Origin of the sequence: Winogradskyella psychrotolerans, assembly GCF_018860565.1 — a bacterium.
Lineage (GTDB): Bacteria > Bacteroidota > Bacteroidia > Flavobacteriales > Flavobacteriaceae > Winogradskyella > Winogradskyella damuponensis.
In genome coordinates this window covers 34,825-55,034 of the sequence record NZ_JAHKPS010000012.1, presented here as the reverse complement: position 1 = coordinate 55,034, position 20,210 = coordinate 34,825, and the positions used below count along the sequence as shown (strand labels likewise).

Sequence of the window (20,210 nt, the reverse complement as noted above, 5' to 3'; positions counted from 1 at the left end):
AAAACTGATAACCACATCAGCTAACTTTTCTTGTGCCTCCATGCCCTCCAGCTACAACTAACATTATTTTTATACTTAAATAAATGAATTTGAAAAACTGAATGACAGGATTCATCATTTTAAATCTTTGATATTTTGAAATTCTTTGTGTCATACTAACCTGGCTGTTCGTAAAATCAAAGCTTTTAATTCTAATTAAGCCGAACAAAACCCATTTTATATTACAAAAGTAAGTCAACATATAGTAATACTTGGTAACTAATGTTACTTAGCAAAAATGAATTACGATTAAATCATTTTTTTTAATAAACAAATACAATCTTTCTTAGGTCTTCCCTTTCCGAGTGGTAAAATATCCTTAAATTTATTCCCTTTAATTTTTCAAAATTCTCAACAAGACATCTTTTCATTTTGGATATCTTGTAAAGATATAATCCAAAATTCTCATGAATATTACTGCTGCATATACCGATCTCTATCAAATTACAATGGCTCAAGTTTATTTTGGCACTAAACCCAATGGACGAGCCGTCTTCGATTATTATTTTAGACATAATCCTTTTAAAAGTGGGTATTCCATTTTTGCAGGATTAGAAGATGTCTTAGATATTCTTGAAACACTCGAGTTCTCTTCATCAGATATTTCATATTTAGAACAAAAAGGGTTTGAAAGTGATTTTTTAAATTATTTAAAGAATTTTCGTTTTAAAGGAAACATTTATTCAAGTAAAGAAGGTGATGTTGTATTTCCTAACCGACCTATTTTACAAGTGGAAGCGAATATTATAGAAGCTCAGATTATTGAGACGCTTTTACTAAACATTCTTAATTTTCAGACCTTGATTGCTACAAAGGCTAGCCGAATAAGATTTAGCGCTAAAGATGGCATTCTCTTAGATATGGGTTTACGTCGTGCACATGCTACAGGTGGCTATTATGCCTCTAGAGCTGCAGTCATTGGTGGTTTTGACAGTACGAGTAATGTTAAAGCTGCCGAAGATTACGATATTCCTTCTACAGGTACTATGGCACATTCTTTTATTCAAAGTTATGATGAAGAATTACAAGCTTTTAGAGATTTTGCTAAAATGCGACCAGAAAATTGTGTCTTCTTAATAGACACTTATAATACCCTTAAAAGTGGACTACCCAATGCTATTACTGTAGCCAAAGAAATGGAAAAACTAGGCGACCGTTTGTTAGGTGTGCGTTTAGACAGTGGTGATTTAGCCTATTTATCTAAAAAAACGCGCGCTATACTTGACGATGCGAATTTGAGTTATGTAAAAATTGTTGCGTCTAATCAATTGGATGAGTATGTTATAAAAAGTTTGAAGGAACAAGGTGCGTCCATTGACATTTTTGGTGTTGGCACAAATCTAGTGACCGGAAAACCTGATGCTGCCATGGACGGTGTTTATAAATTAGCAGAATATAACGATACACCAAGAATCAAGCTTTCTGAAAATATTATTAAAATATCGCTTCCATTTAAAAAGCAAGTTTACCGAATGATAGACGTTAATGGTATGTTCTATGGTGCCGATGCCGTAACGCTTTCTTCTGAAGATAACGTTACATTAATGGAACATCCTTTTGATACGACAAAAAGTTTAGACCTTAATTCATTTAAGCATGAGCCTTTACTTGAACAGGTTATGAAAAATGGAAAAAGAATAGTTCCGCCTCGATCGGTTACTGAAATTTCAAAATATTCGCAATCACGTTTAAAACAACTTCCTAATGAATTTAAACGTTTTCAGAATCCGCATATTTACAAAATCGGACTGAGTTCTGCACTCAAGAAAGAACGTGACACTTTAATTAAGAAGCATAAATTCTAAACTAAGCGATATTAAAAAATACATTCAAAATTAAATTCTACTCATGAAAACGCTACTAATCATTGATGTTCAGAACGATTTCACACCAAACGGTTCTCTTCCGGTTCCCAACGGCGATCAAATTATTCCTGTAATTAATAAGATTCAAGATCAATTTGATTTAGTCATTGGCACACAAGATTGGCATCCTAAAGACCATATCAGTTTTGCTAGTAATCATGATAAAAAATCTGTCTTTGATGAAATTGAAATTGATGGGCAACCACAAACTTTATGGCCAAATCACTGTGTGCAAGGTACTGCAGGTGCAGCATTTCATCCGGATTTAAATACTGACAAATTTGAAGCTATTTTTAGAAAAGGAACCAACAAAACTATTGATAGTTACAGTGCTTTTTATGACAATGGCCATTTAAAATCAACTGGATTGGCTGGTTATTTAAAAGAAAAGGGAACCACACAGCTTTTTCTATGTGGTTTAGCTGCGGATATCTGTGTTTATTTTTCAGCTCGCGATGCTGTTAAAGAAGGTTTTGATTGCTTTTTTATTGAAGATGCCTCAAAAGCACTGAATAAGGACGTATTTGAAACGCTAAAGAAAGAAATGATTGCTATGGGTATTCAAATGGTAACATCCACATCTATTTAGTAGTTATTGTACCATTATATAGACGAGTTCTTGACATTAATCCCATACTAATTTCTAATCATTATTTTAGTTCACGTTTCTTGTGCCACCATGACCTCCTGCGACGACTATCATTATTTTGATACTTAAATAAATGAATTTGAAAAACTGAATGATAGGATTCATCATTTTAAATCTTTGATATTTTGAAATTCTTTGTGTCATAGTATTTTAATTTTCACGGTTATATTTCTGTGACTTGACATATTTGATTACTCTATTAATAAAACACCCCTAAAGTCCCCTCGAGGGGACATTACTCTTATGTGTTTACTCCAAATTCATTAGCTCACACTAATTTTAAAAAAACCTATTCAGGAATCAACCACCAAAATGGTCGCATTTTAGCTTTATAAATAAAAGCATAGTGTAAAGCTAGTTTTAACCAGTGACCAGCTAAACCAATTTCACCAAAAGTTTTACCAAGTTGACGCCCTTGTGTTTTAGGATATTTTTCATAATCTGGAACAATTGGAAAAGTGGTAATGCTAACTCCACTTCCATTAAGCAATCCAAAACCTGCTGAAGCAATACATGCTGCTCCCATATTTCCCATAGACCCTTTGTGGCTTAAGGACTCTTTTCCTCTCTTTATGGAGTCTATAATATTATCTGCTACTAACTTCGCCGTGATACCAGATGGCATTCCTGTTCTTGGTGGCGCTGGTGTAATATCGGTTCCATTTTTACTTTTTCGTGGTTTAGAAATGGAATGCGGTGGAGCAAACGCAATCCCTGGTGCAAAAATGTTTTTATAATTGGGATTTTGATAGGTTTCCGGCCAATCCTTTACAGACCATTGTTCATAAGGTTTTGGTGTGTAATCTGCATCAACAATCATAAAACCTTTAAAGAGTTTTTCTGTGATGTCGTTTTCATTTTTATCATAAGCTTTGAAACCATGACCAGAAAATGATGGAATTAACATGGCAAAATCATAAGATTCTGATTTATGCTCGCCTTCAAGGTTTTCGTAATGTGCTATGCCATCTTCAATTTTATTAACGCCTGCTCCTAAAATCCATTTAATGTCTCGGTCTTCAAAAATCATCTCAATCATTTCATGAGATTTCATCGTTAAACTTCCATAACTCATTAACATACCATCCATACCAAAATCTCCTAATTGGTATTCATTAGAAATCCAAGTCACTTCGGCCATATCACGCACATTGTGCTGGCGTAATTCTTGTTCTACATTTAATATATACTCAAAAGCAGCACCTTGACAGGTTGATTTTGCGTGACCTGTACCAATTAATATTTTAGCTTTTTTACCAGCTTTCATTTGCTCAATTAGCGCTTTCAAACCTTCCCAAGCATGGTCCGCATGTGAATATGTACAAACAGAATAGGCTTTATTTTCACCAGGAATTAAACCTTCAGTCGCTTCAAAATTAAGTTTTGGTCCTGTGGCATTAATCAAATAATCATATGTTATTTTTTCTTGTTGTCCTTTCTTTTCTCCAACCACATATTTGGATAAAACATAAGGTTTCTCTTCGGTTTCATCTCCTTCAGGAAAAAAGGAAATCGCTTTGGCTTGCTTATAACCAATACCTTTCTTTTTATATAAAGGCGCTAACGGAAAATAGATTTTTTCAGATTTCATTCTACCAATTCCCACCCAAATGTTAGACGGAACCCATTGGTAATTACTGTTGGGTGATACTACAATAACTTCGTGCTTTTTCGGTAGTTTTCTGCGTAAATGCGTTGCTGCAACGTGACCAGAAATTCCGGCTCCAAGAATGACAATTTTAGACATAATCATTAATTTTAATTAAAGGTAATATCAAATAAAATGACACATAGCAACTAATGTTACACAAGTCTTTTAATTCGTCTTCTTATAACTCCAAACCGCTAATCCATTCATTATAAAAGCGTAAAGTGCTGTTTTTAATAACTGTGGAAGAATATCGTTAAAACCAGAACCTTTAAGCATCACCATACGCATGACTTCTACAAAATATCGTATTGGGTTAAATTCAGTAAGCGTTTGTGCCCATTTTGGCATACTCTCTATTGGTGTAAATAAACCACTCATTAAAATAAAAATAACAGTAAAAAACCACGCAATAAACATCGCTTGCTGTTGTGTATCTGTAAAATTAGAAATGAATAAACCGATGCCTAAAATGACCAGAATATAAATTGAAGTGTATAAATACATAAGCGGTAAACTCCCTAGCATTGGAACATTAAATATGACTTTGGCTAAAATTAATCCAACCGTTAATAAACCCATTCCTATAACCCAAAACGGAAAAAGTTTCCCAATAATAAACTGACTCTTTTTAATTGGTGTGACGTTGATTTGTTCTAGAGTACCAATTTCTTTTTCGCGGACAATATTCATTCCTGAAAGGAAGAGCGTAATCATGGTGACTAGTAAAACCAATATACCAGGAACCATAAAGGTTTTATAATTTAAAGTTTTATTATACCAAAATAATGGAATAGTCTCTATAATAATTGGTTGTATTTGTTTGTCTGAAACCTGTAATACATCCATTTTTATGTTTTGATTGAAACGTTGTACAATTTGTGTGACATATACATTTTCTACTCCTGCTGCTGCGCCATCAATTGCGTTTATAGTTACGCCTAAGCTGTTCTGTTTTTCTTTTTGTAAATCGCGCTCAAAATAATGTGGAATTTGTAAAAGCACATCCACTTCACCTTTTAACATCGAAGCACTTGCTAATGCTTCAGAAGGAAAATCTGTTAATACATCAAAATAAGTAGAGGCATTAAATTTTTCGACTAATGCTCTCGATGTTGATGTGTGGTCATTATCAATATAACCAAATTTGATATTTTTGACTTCAAATGTAGCGGCATTAGATAGTATAACAAGTTGTAATATTGGCAGTACAAAAATGATAGGAAGCATGCCTTTATTTCTAAAAATTTGCTTGAACTCCTTTTGAATGATGTATAAAATTGTTTTCATATTATTTCCCACCTTTCGGCTCCGCTCAAGATAAACTTCAGCAGGAATCTTTTTTAAATATCACTTTTAATAAACGTCTCGACTGCGCTCGACGAGACAACTTTACTCTTTTACTCTAATCGTATTTTATATTTCTTCACACTTAATCCAATAAAAAAGATGGTCATTCCAACTAAAATCAAGGTTTCTTTCCATATATATTGCAATCCTACGCCTTTTAGCATAATCCCTTTTATGATGATGATAAACCATTTTGCAGGAATGATGTTACTAATCACTTGCAATGGTAAAGGCATGCTCGAAATTGGAAAAATAAAACCTGATAATAGAATTACGGGTAGCATTAATCCCATTAAAGAAATCATCATTGCTGTTTGTTGCGTAGCAGAAATTGTTGAGATTAAAATACCTAAAGCTAATGCTGTGATTATAAATAATACGCTTTCAAAAGCTAATAAAAATAAGCTTCCTTGCACTGGCATTTTAAATATAAATATGCTTAAAACGACAATGACAATGGCGTTTATAATAGACAGAAAAATATAAGGAAACACTTTACCTACAATAACCTGAATTGGTTTTATTGGTGACACTAAAAGGATCTCCATAGTTCCTAATTCCTTTTCTCTTGTGATAGAAATGGAAGTCATCATTGCAGAAACTAACATTAAAATAATAGTCATAACACCAGGAACAAACATGTACACACTTTTTAATTCTGGATTATAAACCATTTTGGTTTGTGGTACAATTTGATAGGCGATTGTGATGTCTTTATGCAATCCTTTTTGATATTGCTGAAGAATGGCATTGACATAATTACTTATGGTATTTGCTGTATTTGGATCTGTAGCATCGGTAATAATCTGTATAGAAGCTTTATGATCTTTGATTAGCTTTTTACTGAAACCTTCTTCGAAATTTAAAACTGCTTTTACTTTTCCTTTTTTGAAAATAGTTTCAATATCGGCTTCTCTGTCAATAAACTGATTGATACTAAAGTATTTTGATGCTGAAATTTTATTAATAATTTCTTTTGTTGTTGCATCTTTTGAATGGTCTAGAATAGCGATATCTACATTATTTATTTCATTGGTAATAGCGAAACCAAATAGCATAATTTGTGCTATTGGCATTCCGAAGAGAATAAACAATGAGCGTCTATCTCTAAAAATGTGATAGAATTCTTTTTTTATGAAACCTATGAATCTTTTCATTATTTATTTCTTTTTTCCCGCAGATTTCGCAAATTATCGCTGATCTTTTTTATTTTTTAATTGATTTGATATTTACTCTTTCTACTCAAACCTGCATTATCTGATTGACATTTTTTACAACTATCTATCTCCCGCTGATTTCACTAATAAGCGCAGATTTTTTTTAAGTCCATTTCTGCAAAATCTGAGAAATCTGCGGGATGTTTTTTATAACTATCTCCCGCAGATTTCGCAGATTATCGCTGATCTTTTTTGTTTTTTAATTGATTTGATATTTACTCTTTCTACTCAAATCTGCATTATCTGATCGACATTTTTTATAACTATCTATCTCCCGCTGATTTCACTGATAAGCGCAGATTTTTTTAAGTCCATTTCTGCAAAATCTGAGGGATTTTTTTTATAATCCATTTACTTTTCTAAAAATCCCTTTTGTTATATCATCTACATTAAAATTCACTAAAATGCCTAGTTTTAATTCTGAAATTTTTAAGTAAGTCAAAACTTGTTTATGATGTACTTTAGCTAAAGTTTCTACCGATTTTATTTCGATTATTACTTTGTTATTAACTAATAAATCTAATCTGAAGCCAATTTCTAGTTCTATACCATCATAAAACACAGGCAACGGAACTTGTTTTTTAACTGATAATCCTTGTTTCTCTAACTCATACATCAACACAGCTTCGTATACAGACTCGAATAACCCCGGACCTAATTCATTATAGACTTTAAAAATCGCTCCTCTGATTATATAGGATATTTCATTTTCTGTTTTTTCCTCCATAATTATTTGATTTTACTCCGTAAATCTCGCGAATAAACACAGATTTCATTTAAGTTATTTTCTGCGAAATCTGTAGGAAATTCTCTATCTTCTTGCTAGTTTTAAAAACACATCATTCATATTATCTACTTGAAACTGCTCTTTCAATTTCTTAGGTGTATCTAAAGCTTCAATTTTTCCATTTACCATGATAGATACACGATCACAATATTCAGCTTCATCCATATAATGCGTGGTTACAAAAACAGTTGTGCCTTGATGGGCTGCTTTATAAATCATTTCCCAAAACTGACGTCTCGTAATTGGGTCTACTCCACCTGTTGGTTCATCTAAAAACACAATTTTAGGATCGTGAAGCAAAGACACCGAAAAGGATAGTTTTTGTTTCCAACCTAATGGCAAGGATCCTACTAATTTACTAGCCACCTTTTCTAGTCCTAACTCTTCTATTAATACAGCAGATTTCTCTTTGATACTTTTTCTTGACAAGCCATAAATTCCTCCAAAAAATGTAATATTTTCTTTAACCGTTAAATCGCCATATAACGCAAATTTCTGACTCATATAACCAATATTTTTCTTGATATCTTCTGTATTAGTAAACACATCAAATCCTGCAACTTTTGCAGCACCGGACGTTGGTTTAGAAATCCCAATCAGCATTTTCATAGCTGTTGTTTTTCCTGCTCCATTTGCTCCTAGAAAACCAAATATTTCTCCTTTTTTAACATCAAAAGTAATGGCATCTACAGCTGTAAAATCTCCAAACATTTTGGTTAGGTTTTGAGCTTCTATGACGTTGTTTTTGTTCATTTAGTTCTTTTTTGTCTCATCGAGCGCAGTCGAGATGTCTTATTAGTTCTCGATTGCACTCGAACAGACATTTATTTCGCCAATTCCATAAAGGTATCTTCAATGGTTGGTTCGGTTTTTCCGATTTCTATATGCGATAAATCTTTAGATTCTAAATAGTCTATTAAATCTTTCGGATTAAAATCTTTTCTGCTATCCGTATAATGTACAAACTCACCAAAAGGATAAACACTATGGTTGTATTCATAATCATTTAAAGCATTTATGAGTTGGTATGTATTGCTTGCCCTAACATTATAAATCTTTTTTGGGTAATGTTTCACTATAGCTTGAGGTGTATCAATCTGCAAAATTTTACCATTTTGAATTAATGCAATTCTATCACACAAAGCAGCTTCATCCATATAGGGTGTAGATACTAAAATGGTAATGCCTTTTTGCTGTAAACGTTTTAGCATGTCCCAAAATTCTTTTCTCGACACGGGGTCCACTCCTGTTGTTGGCTCATCTAAAAACAATACTTTTGGTTTGTGAATTAAAGCACAACATAAAGCTAGTTTTTGTTTCATTCCACCCGATAGTTTTCCTGCACGACGGTCTTTAAAACATTCTATTTGAACATAAATGTCTTTTATTAAATCGTAGTTTTCTTCTATGGTTGTTCCGAAAATAGTTGCGAAAAAATTTAAATTTTCTTCAATCGTTAAATCTTGATAGAGTGAAAATTTCCCTGGCATATAGCCTACATTATTCCGAATCTTTTTATAGTCTGCAACCACATCAAAATCAGCAACCGTTGCCGAACCTTCATTAGCAATTAAAAGCGTTGTTAAAATTCTAAACAGCGTTGTTTTACCTGCGCCATCAGGACCAATAAGTCCAAAAAGCTCTCCTTCTTTTACTTGAAAAGAAATATCTTCTAAGGCCTTTACGTTTTTATAAGACTTACTAATATGGTTGACCGTTATACTCACTAAATTTTAATTTTGAACTATAATTTTAGCTTCCATTGTAATTTTTGAAGTCACAGAATTTGAAATTAAACAGGCTTTTTCCGATTTTTCTAAAATACGTTCTGTACGTTCTCTTTTAGCTGCGTCTGTAATTACAACTTCAGGAAATAATAACACTTCACTTATTACAAATTTACCATCCACTTTTTCTAGAACACCTTTAGAACCACATGCAAAACTCACAAATTCTAATTTTGAATATTCTGCTATTGCTAAAAAGGTAGTCATTAAACAACTACTTACTGCTGCTGTAAATAAATGCTCTGGTGACCAAATATTTGGCATTCCGCCAGGGAATTCTGGTGGTGTTGCCACTTCAATGCAATTAGTTTCATTAGTTGCCTCATTTTTCAATTCTGGGGAACACATGGTTCCTTTTCTGTCTTGCGTCCATTTAATATCGACGTTATAAATATGTTTTTCCATGATTCTATAATTTTAGTTATGGTTTTTTATTTAATTATTCATAGGTTCCTCCGAAGCATTTAGCCATAGTTCGGCAGGCATTCCAATTTTTAAGCTTCCATCGTTTTTAACATCCACTTTTACGGCATAAACTAAGGCCACACGTTCTTCTTTAGTCTGAATTATTTTTGGTGTGAATTCTGCTTCCGAAGCAATCCAACTAATAGTACCATTATACGATTTCATACTATCTCCATCATCAATTTTAACCGTTACCTCTTGTCCTATTTTAATATTAGCCAATTGTGTTTCACTTATATAAACTCGTAATTGCATGGTGGTTAAATCGGCAATTTTATACAACGGTTTTCCAAAAGCAGTAATTTCATTTGGTTCTGCGTATTTGGTTAAAACGGTTCCGTTTACAGGATTTACAATTTTACTTTTATGGATTTGGTCGTCAATTTGTTTTAACTGCACATCAATAGATTTCAATTCATTAACCACAGGTGCATTTTGAATTTCGACACTTCTAATTTGATTTTTTATGACATCAATTTCTCCTGTTATATCATCTAATTGCTTTTGCGTTCCTGCATTATCTTTTATCAGATTTTCTATTCGTGTTTTATTGGTATTTGCTGTTTTTAATTTAGAATTCAAAACCGCTATTTGAGATAAGACTCCTTTAGATTTTGAAGCAATAACAGCTTTAGAAACCTCTAACTGCTCACGTTTTAATGCTAAAGAAATGGTATCTATATAACCAATAAATTGTTCTTTTTGAAGCACATCTCCTTCATCGAGATTAAACTGCATTAGTTTTCCATTAGTTTCGGCTGAAATGGTTATTTCTGTGGCTTCAAAATTGCCGTAACCGTCTGCTTTTCCGTTGTTGTTTCTACAAGAAAACAAGCTAAAAACGATAATACTTAGCCCTAGTATGTATTTATTATTTTTCATATTTATGGTTTTTGTTTCCCGCAGATTTCGCTGATTTTCGCAGATCTTACTATTTATTTCTCTACTCTAATCTGCGGAATCTATTAGATCTTCTTCTATTGTCCTTTAATGACATTATAATTTGCTTTTGCCAATTGTAACTGAATGTTATGTTTTATCAAGGTGTTCTCATCTTCGTATAAATTAGTAAGTTCTGTGATGTATGCCGAAGATGTAATCACACCATTTTTAAGTTGTGAATCTGCCGATTTTAGCACGTCTTTTCTAAGATTAATTATTTCTAAATCTGAAGTAATAAAAGATTCAATTTTATCGATTTCTTTTTGTTGTTGATTTAGCGCAATGGTAGTATTGAGTTTAAAAATTTCGGTTTCATTCTCTATAAAATCTTTGTTGATCACTAAAGATGCTCTTTGTTTTTTGTTCGCATTCCAATCGAAAACATTCCAATTCACTTTAACACCAACCGTGTAAAATGTTTGAAACGAATTATCTAACATATTTAATCCTGGATTTCCATAACCACCTGTTGCAAAACCAAGTAATTTAGGTGCGTTTAGTTTAGACAACAGTGTTTCAGAATTTTTAATTTCATCTTTTTTAAATTGAAATAATTCCAGTTCTGGTCTTGCTAATTCTGTTCGTAACTGTGTTTCTATAAGTGGTTTTTGAAATGTTGTTGAAGCACCTATTGATTGCCCTATTAAACTAGATAATGTTTCAATAAGGGTTGCTTTATTACTTTCTAATGCGTTGCATTGTTGGTTTATTTTTAATAATTCAGCCTCTAAAACTTTATCTGAAGTTGGTAAAATAACACCATACTTAATTCCTGATTGTACTTCTTTAAGTTTTGCTTCTAATTGCGCTTTTTTCGCTTTTAATAACAACTGAGATTCTTGCGCTAACAACACAGAAAAATAGAGTTGGTTAATTTGCTGTTTGAGTTGATACAAACTGACTTCTACTTGTTTTTGTTTCGTTTTTAGTTGCGCGGATTTTAAATCTAAAGACGCTGCTGTTGCTCCTCCATTATAAATTAATTGGTTTACAGAAACAGTCGCACGATATTGGTCTTTATTTAAGGGTTCGATTTCAGACATTGCCAAAGGAAACTCAATCACATCCGATTGATAGGTTGCTTGCGCATCTAAGCTTAACTGAGGTAATTTTGAAGTCGAAATAACTTCTGTATCCAATTTATTTTGCGCCTCTAAAAGTTTTGACTGTTTTGCCAATGGATAGTTTTCTGTCACCAAATCATAACATTCTTCTAATGTAATGTTTTGTTGCGCAAAACTTGACCATCCAATTGATAGTAATAAGATGAGGACTAACTGCTTCATTTTAAGTATGCTTTATAGAATTAATAATAAAGTCGGCAACTTCCGTTTTACGATCCTCTATGAGTTGTTTATAGGTTTCATCGTCGGTATTAGTGAATGCCACAAGTAAAGGTTTTGCCACAAACGGAAAAACGTTTAAAGCCATAATATTGATAAATAATTGTTCGGCACTAATGGGTTTTAGAATACCATTTTCAACTTCTTGAGCAACTTGTTTCTTAAACTTTTCAATATTGGGAAAAGCTGGATTATCTTTCATTTTTAAAAGAAAACCTGGATTCCTATTGAGTTCTTGAATAATAAAATTTGGCAAATACGGATGCTTTGCTATAAAGTTTATATAGTTTAATGTGAAATTTTTCACTTTATCTTCAATAGAAGAATCATCATTTAAAACGGCATTCAATTGTGGTGCTAACAACGAAAACGCATTCTTAAAAACAGCTTCAAACAATAACTGCTTATTTCTATAGTAATAATGCAACATCGCTTTATTAATACCTGCCTTATCGGCTATTTCTTGCATTCGTGCGCCAACCATTCCTTTAGATTGAAAAATGTGTTTTGCGGCATTTAGTATTAGCTCTTCGGTATTTTCGTCTTTTGTTTTTTTCATTTCAACTATATGGTTTAACCAATTGGTTAATAAATTTACAAAAAATAATCAAACCATCATCTGTTTGATTATTTTTTAACTTTTGAATTCTGTTTTAGGCACTCTATTTATTCATTTTATTATAAATCATTTTAGCAAATATAAGACCTAGAATACCGCCTAAAGCAGACACAAACAAATTGATTGTTAATCTTAAACCATCAAAATCTCCATCATTCATTATGTGCCATGGATCAAACCCCAATCTTCCAAAAGTTTTGACCAATAAGATACTTCCAAATACGCCAATTAATGTATTTCCTGTAAAGCCAAAAGAATACTTCTTTTTAAAATATCCAAATACATTGGAAGAAATGATTCCTATGAAAATACTAATTAAAGAAATTAAAGTACCCGTCATAATAACACTATTAATTAATGCTCTCCATAACCAACATCATCCATTTTTCCTTTAAAGACTTTATATTGAATAATCATATAAATAGCGACTAAAACTGCTGCAATTACAAACCAATATACACCAACCGACAATCCATATTCGTGAGCTGCTACATTATACAAGGTTAAATCTGGATTAATGCTATTGGTAGAAGGCAATACTTTTGGAAAAATTGATGCCACTGTGGATGCTAAACCTCCCCCTAGAAATAAAGAAGAAAACAAGAAGCCCATGCCATGTTTTTTAAACGTTTTCACCTTAAATAAGCCAAACAATCCCGTAAACGTAATTATAGGAAAAACCCATAACCAAGGATTATCTATAAAATTATGAAATGGTTGTGGTTCAATAATATGCCAAATCAAAAGGGAAATAATCACTAAAACTGACAACACTATATTTAGATTGAAGACCACTTTCTTTAATTTTTCATTAATGTTTGCATTCGTTTTAAAAATAATCCAATTCGCACCATGTATGGTCAAAGCTACAACACCGATGATTCCTAGTAGTACTGTAAACCAATCTAAAATCCCTAATTGTTCTGCTTGCGGGCTAAAAGTTGGATTCCAAAGTGGTAGAAAGAAATAATGAGCTTCATAGGTAGAAACTCCATTAACCACATTCCCTAAGTTAACTCCTCTTACAACGTTACCCAATGCAACACCAAAAAAGAGCGCTAACAATAAGCTAGCAATTCCAAAAGCTTTATCCCAAATGGATTCCCACATTTTATTGTGAATTTGACCTCTGAGTTCTAAACCGATTGCTCTAAAAATAAGTAGCCATAAAATCATGATTAGAGGTAAATAAAACCCACTAAACGACGATGCATATAATGTAGGAAATGCAAAAAACAAAACACCTCCTGCCGCAATTAACCAAACTTCATTAGCATCCCAAAATGGACCAATAGCATTGGTTATAGCTTTTTTATCTTTTTCTTCTTTTGCAAAAAACAGATGTATGATTCCTGCTCCAAAATCGTAACCGTCTAAAATCACATAAACAGCTAACATTGTCATTAAAACGATATACCAAAATAGTTCCATAATTAGTGTTGTTGATTTAGTTGTGGTCCTTTATTAATAATTTTTCCTGCTAACATTAAAAATAGCATGCCTAGCAGCAGATATAAACCTATAAAACCGAGTAGTGTAAATAATGTATTACCTGAAGACACCGTTGGCGATGCCCCATCTGCTGTTCGTAATAAATTATAAACGAGCCAAGGTTGTCTACCTAATTCTGCTGTATACCAACCTGTAGTATTAGCGATGTATGGAAAAGGCAACATAAACATAAGTGACCATAAAATCCATTTGGTTTGGTATAATTTCCTTCGAAATAATTGCACAACAGCTAAAAGCATTAAACCAATAAAAATAGTTCCTAATCCAACCATAATATGATATGAATAATACAATCCAGGAACATTGGTTGGATGTACACTTTCATCAAATTCATTTAGTCCTTTTATCTGAGCGTCCCATTCTTGATAGGTTAAGAAGCTCAATATATTTGGAACTGCTATTTTATTGTCTAGCTTCTTTTCTAACATATTAGGTTGCCCTATCAAAACAATTTCTGAACCGCCTTCTTCGGTTTCAAAAATACCTTCCATGGCTGCAAAGGTAACTGGTTGGTGTTCTGCTACATTTTTAGCAGTCCAATCTCCTGTTGGAAAAGCCACTAACAAACTAGAAATTAATCCGAAAATGACACCTGTTTTTACAAATAGCTTTCCGAATTCATGATGCTTATTATTTAACAAATAAAACGCTCCTATTGCTGCAACGACAAACGAGGACGTTACTAAAGAAGCAGCTTGATTATGCAAATAGGCTGGCAACAACCATGGATTTGAGAATAGCGCTCCAAAATTATTGAGTACAAATTTGCCGTTTTCAAGAACTTCATAGCCTACTGGATATTGCATCCAAGAATGGGTGGCAATAATTAAATAACCACTTGCCCAAGAACCTAAAAAGACTAAAAAACCAGTTAAAAAATGAAGTTTATGACCTAATAGTTTTTCACCAAATAAAAAGAGTCCTAAAAAGGACGATTCTAAAAAGAAGGAAAACATCCCTTCCATGGCTAAAGTCTGACCAATAATTCCACCTGTAAGTTCTGAAAATTTAGCCCAATTGGTCCCAAATTGAAATTCCATTGGAATACCTGTAACGACACCCATAGCAAAGTTGAGCGCAAAAATCTTCATCCAGAATTTTGCAGCATCGTTGTATCTGTCAATTTTTGTCCTGAGGAATTTCCATTTAAAATAGACGATCATTAAGGATAATCCCATGGTTAATTGCGGAAATAAGTAGTGAAATGTGATTGTAAAGGCAAACTGCATACGATCATAGAATAGCATGTCTTCCATATGTCTTATTTTGGATGTTACAAAGTTATCATTAAAAAAAATTCTCTATGTCACAATAGTTACAGTTTTGGATTATTACAAATACGAAAATATACCCTTAACTCTTCAATTACATTTTTACACCAACAAATCGAATGACCTGAGCCTTTCCTTTATGATAATTGCCTTCCGATAGTTCAATTGTTTTTTCTTCAAATATTTTAAATTCTAATCCGGTAAACTCTTGTATTACGTCATCTATAGAAAATAACATTTCTTTATTTTTAGGGCCACCAGAAGCATTACCTAATTGCGCTTTTGCAAAGCCTTCAAAAATTACCGCTCCTCCAACTTTTAAAAACTGAAGTAAATGTTGATGCTCCTGTTTACGAATATCTATTGGAAAATGCACAAAACTTAAACCTATAACATCAAATTTCTCATCGGTTTTAAATTCTTGTACACCTATAACTTCATAAGTAATATTAACATCTTTCAATTTTGCTAATCTCAACGCTTTTTCTTTACCTTTAATACTCATGTCAAAAGCAGTAACTTCCCAACCTTGTGTTGCTGCGTATACTGCATTGCGCCCTTCGCCTTCAGCTGGAAGCAATATTTTTCTTGGCTTTAGTTCATCTAATTGTTGCTTAAAAAACGTATTAGGTTTGGTACCATAAACAAATTCTTCATTTGCATACCGTTCATTCCAAAAGTCTGCAGTATTGTTCTTCATAAAGTGCTAAATAAATCGTCTAGTTTTTAGTTTATAAATTGAGTATTCAGGAAATTTTTCTAAGAGTAATTGTTCTTCATATATTGATTTGAAATAAAACAACAGCACCAATAAAATCCCTATCACCAATTTATATATAGAAGCATCATATAACGCATACCCTAAAGTGATTGCCAAAATACTCGTATAAATAGGATGCCTAGCCAAAGCAAAAGCACCATCGGTATGTAATTTACTACTTGCTATGGGTGTAGGAAACGGTGATATTTTTGTGTTTATTTGAAATAGCGCTATGCCTCCTAATATCAAACCTAATATGGCTATGACTAAACCCGAATATCGTAACCATCCGACAAGGTTGACAACTCTTATTTTAATAGGGAAAACATAAGAGACAAAAAGCAAAAGCTGAATACCCACAAATACATAATCTTTTTTTGATGGATTTTCTGTTTTCAATTCCTCGCGTTCTATTGATGTACTTAAAATTACAAAAAGAGCCTCTAAAAGAGGCTCTTTAAATGTTATAATTATTTATTTTTTGAGAATTGTGTCTAACACTAAATCTTTATTTAGCTTCTTAGTACAGAAGAACCAATCTTTACAATCTAAATCTTCTGAAGATGTCATTCGTTCTTCCGCTACACCACAAGATCCTGCTGGTGATACAATAACATCATCACCTGGATTCCAATCAGCAGGTGTTGCCACATTAAATTTATCTGCTGTTTGCATCGCTATTAAAGCTCTGTATAATTCATCAAAATTACGTCCTAAACTTAATGGGTAATAAATAATAGCTCTTACGGTTTCATTTGGATCTACAAAAAAGACCGCTCTAACGGCTTGTGTTTTACTTTCTCCAGGTTGGATCATACCGTATTTTTTTGCAACTTCCATAGAGATGTCTTCAATTAAAGGGAACTTAACTTCAATATTTTTCATGCCGTTAAATTCAATTTTATCCTTAATCGTTCTTAACCAAGCAATATGGCTATATAAACCATCAATAGATAAACCAATAAGGCTACAGTTTGCTTTTTCAAATTTTTCTTCTAAATGTGCAAATGTTATAAACTCAGATGTACAAACAGGTGTGAAATCTGCTGGATGACTAAATAGTATAGACCATTTTCCTTTATAATCTGACGGGTAATTAATATCCCCTTGTGTTGTTACGGCTTTAAATTCTGGTGCTTTATCCCCAATTCTTGGCATTGAAAATGATTGTTCTTCGTGTATTGTTTCTGTAGTATTCATAATTCTTATGGTATTAGATTAACTTATAACAAATATACATCGCAATAGTTTTTAACTATGTAACTAAAGTTACCCTCATATGACTATTTTATAATGAACTTTGATGGTGATAATAAAATTAGCTTCTATTATAGTTGCACGCAATGATTAAGATCAGTTCACTAATTACTATTCAATAATTTCTAAATGAAGATACGCAAACACGTTTTTGTATTATTCTTACTATTATTGATTATTTTCAATAGTACTAAAGCGTCTTTAGCGTATACTTATTACACATTAGACCCCATAGGCTTTGTAGAAAACCTATGTGAGAACAAAGACAAACCCGAATTGCAGTGTAACGGAAAATGCCAATTAATGAAAGTTGCTGAATCTCAAAACAGCGATCAGAATATACCAAAAAGCATAATTGATTTTAAAGAACTTATTTTATACCCAAGTCCTAACACTTCATTTCAATTAACTAAAGTAAAGACAACTAAGAGATTACACTTTTTATCTCATTACCTTAATTTATATACTTTTAATAATACAAACTACTGTTTTCATCCTCCTAGGGTATAATTTGTCTTCACTAATTGATAGCAATTACTATCACAATTATTTAAATCAAATAAATACAACTCTACTATGAAAACATTTTGCAGTGTGCTTTTATGCGCACTAATTACCGTAGTATCCTATGGTCAAGAACGAAAAGAGACTAAAAAAGATACAACAAAACAAAAGGCAACCCAACTTAACGAAGTTATTGTTACCGGAAACTTAAAAACAGACCCTGTACTTACCGTTGTTTCTAATAACTATGATGAGAAAATTGTTCAGCCAAAAAACGTTGCTGATTTATTCAATAACATCAATGGCTTTTCAGTTATAAAAAGAGGGAATTATGCTATAGATCCGTCGTTTAGAGGGGCGCAATACGAACAGCTCAATATTCAATACGATGGTGGTACTAAAGCGATGCATGCTTGTCCTAACCGTATGGATCCGATAACTACACATATTATTCCTGAAGAAATTTCAAAAATTGAAATCATAAAAGGACCATATACTGTGCGCTACGGAGCGACTTTTGGAGGTATTGTTAATTTGGTAACTCAAAAACCAGATTATGAAGATTATGGATTGCACGGAAAAGTTTCTGGCGGCTACGAAAGTAACGGTAACTCACTGGTTAATTTAGTGCAACTGCAATACATACAAGATAAATACGATATTGTGGCTAATGCTGGTTATAGAGATTTTGGAAACTATGAAGATGGTAATGGCACTGAAATTCCATCGTCATTTAGAAGTACAGATTATGGTATTAAATTAGGTTATAATTTTTCGGAGGACCAACGCTTACAAGCACATTGGAGACAATCTTTTGGGCGAGATGTTTTACATGCTGCCTTACCAATGGATACTGAGTATGACAATAGTAGCATTCTTTCTTTAGATTACACATTGGATAACATCGGAAAAACAATAAAATCTCTAACGGCAAAAGTCTATTATAGTTATGTCGATCATTTAATGACTAACGACAAGAGACCTTCTTTTATGATGATGGAAGCCGCTTCTGCTGTTGATGCTGTTACAGCTGGTGGAAAAATAGAACTTAATTGGAACCCTTTTGAAAAATTAAATATCTTTTCTGGATTAGATGCCCTGCATATTGCCAGAGATGGTGGCAGAACACGATTAGTAAAAGTAATGAATGGTAATCCATTACCAACACCAATGGAGTTTAACGATAAGGTTTGGCAAGATTCTTATATTACGGATATAGGTGTATTTACAGAAGCGAAATATAGTTTAGGTGCTAATACTATTTTTACTGCTGGATTGCGTTATGACAATGTGGTTTCAGATATACAAGATCCTGAAGAAGACTTTGCAGCCATGTACAATCTTGAAAAACGAACCGAACACAATGTTAGTGGAACTGTTTCTGTTAAAAAAAGAGTCTCAGACAAATTCACTTTAGAAGCGGCTTATGGTCGTGGAATACGTTCTGCGAATATGATTGAACGCTTTATTAATCATTTTACAGTGGGTCAAGACCCTTATGAATATATTGGTAATCCGGATTTGAAGGCTGAAGTTAATAATCAGTTTGAAATTGGTTTTAAAGGCAATGAGCCCTTAAAAAATGGTTTTAATAGCTTTAAATATGAAACCTCATTCTACTATTCCTTCTTTGAAAATTATATTGTTGGTATTGTAGATGAATCGTTAACTCGGAAGTTCAACCCAATGTTAGAGCCAACGAATCCTAAAGTATTTAGAAATCTTGACCAAGCCTACAAAACTGGATTTGAAGTGATGGCACAAATCGATTTTTTAAATCATTATTATTTTAAATCTGAATTTTCTTATGTCTATGCCAAAAACAAGGATTTAGAAGAATCATTACCGCTTACACCTCCATTGACAACAAGATTATCACTAGGTATTAATAAATCTAAATATTGGGCCAATGTTCAATACAACTTGGTATCTAAACAAGATCATATTTCAAGAAGCTTTGGGGAAACAGCTACAGACGGTTATCAAACCTTAGATATTCGTTTGGGCGTAAAACCTATTAAGAATATGACTTTAGGCGTTGCTGTGATTAATGCTTTTGATGAAGCTTATAGTAACCATTTAAATTTCTCTTTTACAAACCAAACCGATTTAGGAAGCATACCAATTACAGAACCTGGTCGAAATTTTTCAGCATTTTTACAGTATAAATTTTAATTCAACACAAAAAAAGAGGG

At 32.7% G+C, this 20,210-nt stretch carries 20 protein-coding genes; 4 read left to right on the top strand and 16 right to left on the bottom strand.

Annotation, left to right across the window (positions count from 1 at the left end):
* Nucleotides 1-446 precede the first annotated feature (446 nt).
* Entirely contained in the window at nucleotides 447-1,844 is a 1,398-nt protein-coding gene (locus tag KO504_RS04390; RefSeq protein ID WP_215925119.1) for a nicotinate phosphoribosyltransferase, read from the top strand.
* A 43-nt stretch (nucleotides 1,845-1,887) separates the two neighbouring features.
* Entirely contained in the window at nucleotides 1,888-2,493 is a 606-nt protein-coding gene (gene pncA, locus KO504_RS04385; RefSeq protein ID WP_215925118.1) for a bifunctional nicotinamidase/pyrazinamidase, read from the top strand.
* Nucleotides 2,494-2,842: 349 nt separating this feature from the next.
* On the opposite strand, the gene KO504_RS04380 is transcribed toward pncA, so the two are convergent.
* The 16 genes from KO504_RS04380 to KO504_RS04305 form a co-directional block, all read right to left on the bottom strand.
* Complete coding sequence (locus KO504_RS04380; RefSeq protein WP_215925117.1) at nucleotides 2,843-4,300, bottom strand: NAD(P)/FAD-dependent oxidoreductase; 1,458 nt, start codon at nucleotides 4,298-4,300, stop codon at nucleotides 2,843-2,845.
* Nucleotides 4,301-4,369: 69 nt separating this feature from the next.
* Nucleotides 4,370-5,491: an ABC transporter permease gene (locus KO504_RS04375; RefSeq protein ID WP_215925116.1), complete on the bottom strand. Its 1,122-nt coding sequence runs from the start codon at nucleotides 5,489-5,491 to the stop codon at nucleotides 4,370-4,372.
* 110 nt (nucleotides 5,492-5,601) lie between these two features.
* On the bottom strand, nucleotides 5,602-6,708 hold the full coding sequence (locus tag KO504_RS04370) for an ABC transporter permease (protein ID WP_215925115.1): 1,107 nt from the start codon (nucleotides 6,706-6,708) through the stop codon (nucleotides 5,602-5,604).
* Nucleotides 6,709-7,108: 400 nt separating this feature from the next.
* On the bottom strand, nucleotides 7,109-7,495 hold the full coding sequence (locus tag KO504_RS04365; protein ID WP_215925114.1) for a GxxExxY protein: 387 nt from the start codon (nucleotides 7,493-7,495) through the stop codon (nucleotides 7,109-7,111).
* Between the two features lie 84 nt (nucleotides 7,496-7,579).
* Nucleotides 7,580-8,308: an ABC transporter ATP-binding protein gene (locus KO504_RS04360; RefSeq protein WP_215925113.1), complete on the bottom strand. Its 729-nt coding sequence runs from the start codon at nucleotides 8,306-8,308 to the stop codon at nucleotides 7,580-7,582.
* 71 nt (nucleotides 8,309-8,379) lie between these two features.
* A complete protein-coding gene (locus KO504_RS04355) occupies nucleotides 8,380-9,282 on the bottom strand; it encodes an ABC transporter ATP-binding protein (RefSeq protein WP_215925112.1) in 903 nt (300 codons plus the stop codon).
* A gap of 6 nt (nucleotides 9,283-9,288) precedes the next feature.
* The gene (locus KO504_RS04350) at nucleotides 9,289-9,747 is read right to left on the bottom strand and encodes an OsmC family protein (protein WP_215925111.1); all 459 of its coding nucleotides are present in this window, start codon (nucleotides 9,745-9,747) and stop codon (nucleotides 9,289-9,291) included.
* Between the two features lie 30 nt (nucleotides 9,748-9,777).
* The gene (locus KO504_RS04345) at nucleotides 9,778-10,689 is read right to left on the bottom strand and encodes an HlyD family secretion protein (RefSeq protein WP_215925110.1); all 912 of its coding nucleotides are present in this window, start codon (nucleotides 10,687-10,689) and stop codon (nucleotides 9,778-9,780) included.
* A gap of 95 nt (nucleotides 10,690-10,784) precedes the next feature.
* Nucleotides 10,785-12,035: a TolC family protein gene (locus KO504_RS04340; protein ID WP_215925109.1), complete on the bottom strand. Its 1,251-nt coding sequence runs from the start codon at nucleotides 12,033-12,035 to the stop codon at nucleotides 10,785-10,787.
* 1 nt (nucleotide 12,036) lies between these two features.
* Nucleotides 12,037-12,651 carry a TetR/AcrR family transcriptional regulator gene (locus KO504_RS04335; RefSeq protein ID WP_215925108.1) on the bottom strand — a complete coding sequence of 205 codons (615 nt, stop codon included), beginning with the start codon at nucleotides 12,649-12,651 and terminating at the stop codon, nucleotides 12,037-12,039.
* A gap of 103 nt (nucleotides 12,652-12,754) precedes the next feature.
* The gene (locus tag KO504_RS04330) at nucleotides 12,755-13,051 is read right to left on the bottom strand and encodes a hypothetical protein (RefSeq protein ID WP_215925107.1); all 297 of its coding nucleotides are present in this window, start codon (nucleotides 13,049-13,051) and stop codon (nucleotides 12,755-12,757) included.
* 14 nt (nucleotides 13,052-13,065) lie between these two features.
* Nucleotides 13,066-14,142 carry a cytochrome d ubiquinol oxidase subunit II gene (gene cydB / locus KO504_RS04325; RefSeq protein WP_215925106.1) on the bottom strand — a complete coding sequence of 359 codons (1,077 nt, stop codon included), beginning with the start codon at nucleotides 14,140-14,142 and terminating at the stop codon, nucleotides 13,066-13,068.
* Between the two features lie 2 nt (nucleotides 14,143-14,144).
* Complete coding sequence (locus KO504_RS04320) at nucleotides 14,145-15,479, bottom strand: cytochrome ubiquinol oxidase subunit I (RefSeq protein WP_215925105.1); 1,335 nt, start codon at nucleotides 15,477-15,479, stop codon at nucleotides 14,145-14,147.
* Between the two features lie 109 nt (nucleotides 15,480-15,588).
* Nucleotides 15,589-16,194, bottom strand: a complete 606-nt coding sequence (locus tag KO504_RS04315) for a class I SAM-dependent methyltransferase (RefSeq protein ID WP_215925104.1) — start codon at nucleotides 16,192-16,194, stop codon at nucleotides 15,589-15,591.
* A gap of 6 nt (nucleotides 16,195-16,200) precedes the next feature.
* Nucleotides 16,201-16,653 (bottom strand): methyltransferase family protein, encoded by a 453-nt coding sequence (locus KO504_RS04310; protein ID WP_215925103.1) that lies wholly within the window; start codon nucleotides 16,651-16,653, stop codon nucleotides 16,201-16,203.
* A gap of 75 nt (nucleotides 16,654-16,728) precedes the next feature.
* Nucleotides 16,729-17,454, bottom strand: a complete 726-nt coding sequence (locus KO504_RS04305) for a peroxiredoxin (protein WP_215925102.1) — start codon at nucleotides 17,452-17,454, stop codon at nucleotides 16,729-16,731.
* Nucleotides 17,455-17,640: 186 nt separating this feature from the next.
* Between KO504_RS04305 and KO504_RS04300 the strand changes: the two genes are divergently transcribed.
* Nucleotides 17,641-18,021, top strand: a complete 381-nt coding sequence (locus tag KO504_RS04300) for a hypothetical protein (RefSeq protein ID WP_252723620.1) — start codon at nucleotides 17,641-17,643, stop codon at nucleotides 18,019-18,021.
* A gap of 66 nt (nucleotides 18,022-18,087) precedes the next feature.
* Nucleotides 18,088-20,190 carry a TonB-dependent receptor domain-containing protein gene (locus tag KO504_RS04295; protein ID WP_215925101.1) on the top strand — a complete coding sequence of 701 codons (2,103 nt, stop codon included), beginning with the start codon at nucleotides 18,088-18,090 and terminating at the stop codon, nucleotides 20,188-20,190.
* Nucleotides 20,191-20,210 lie beyond the last annotated feature (20 nt).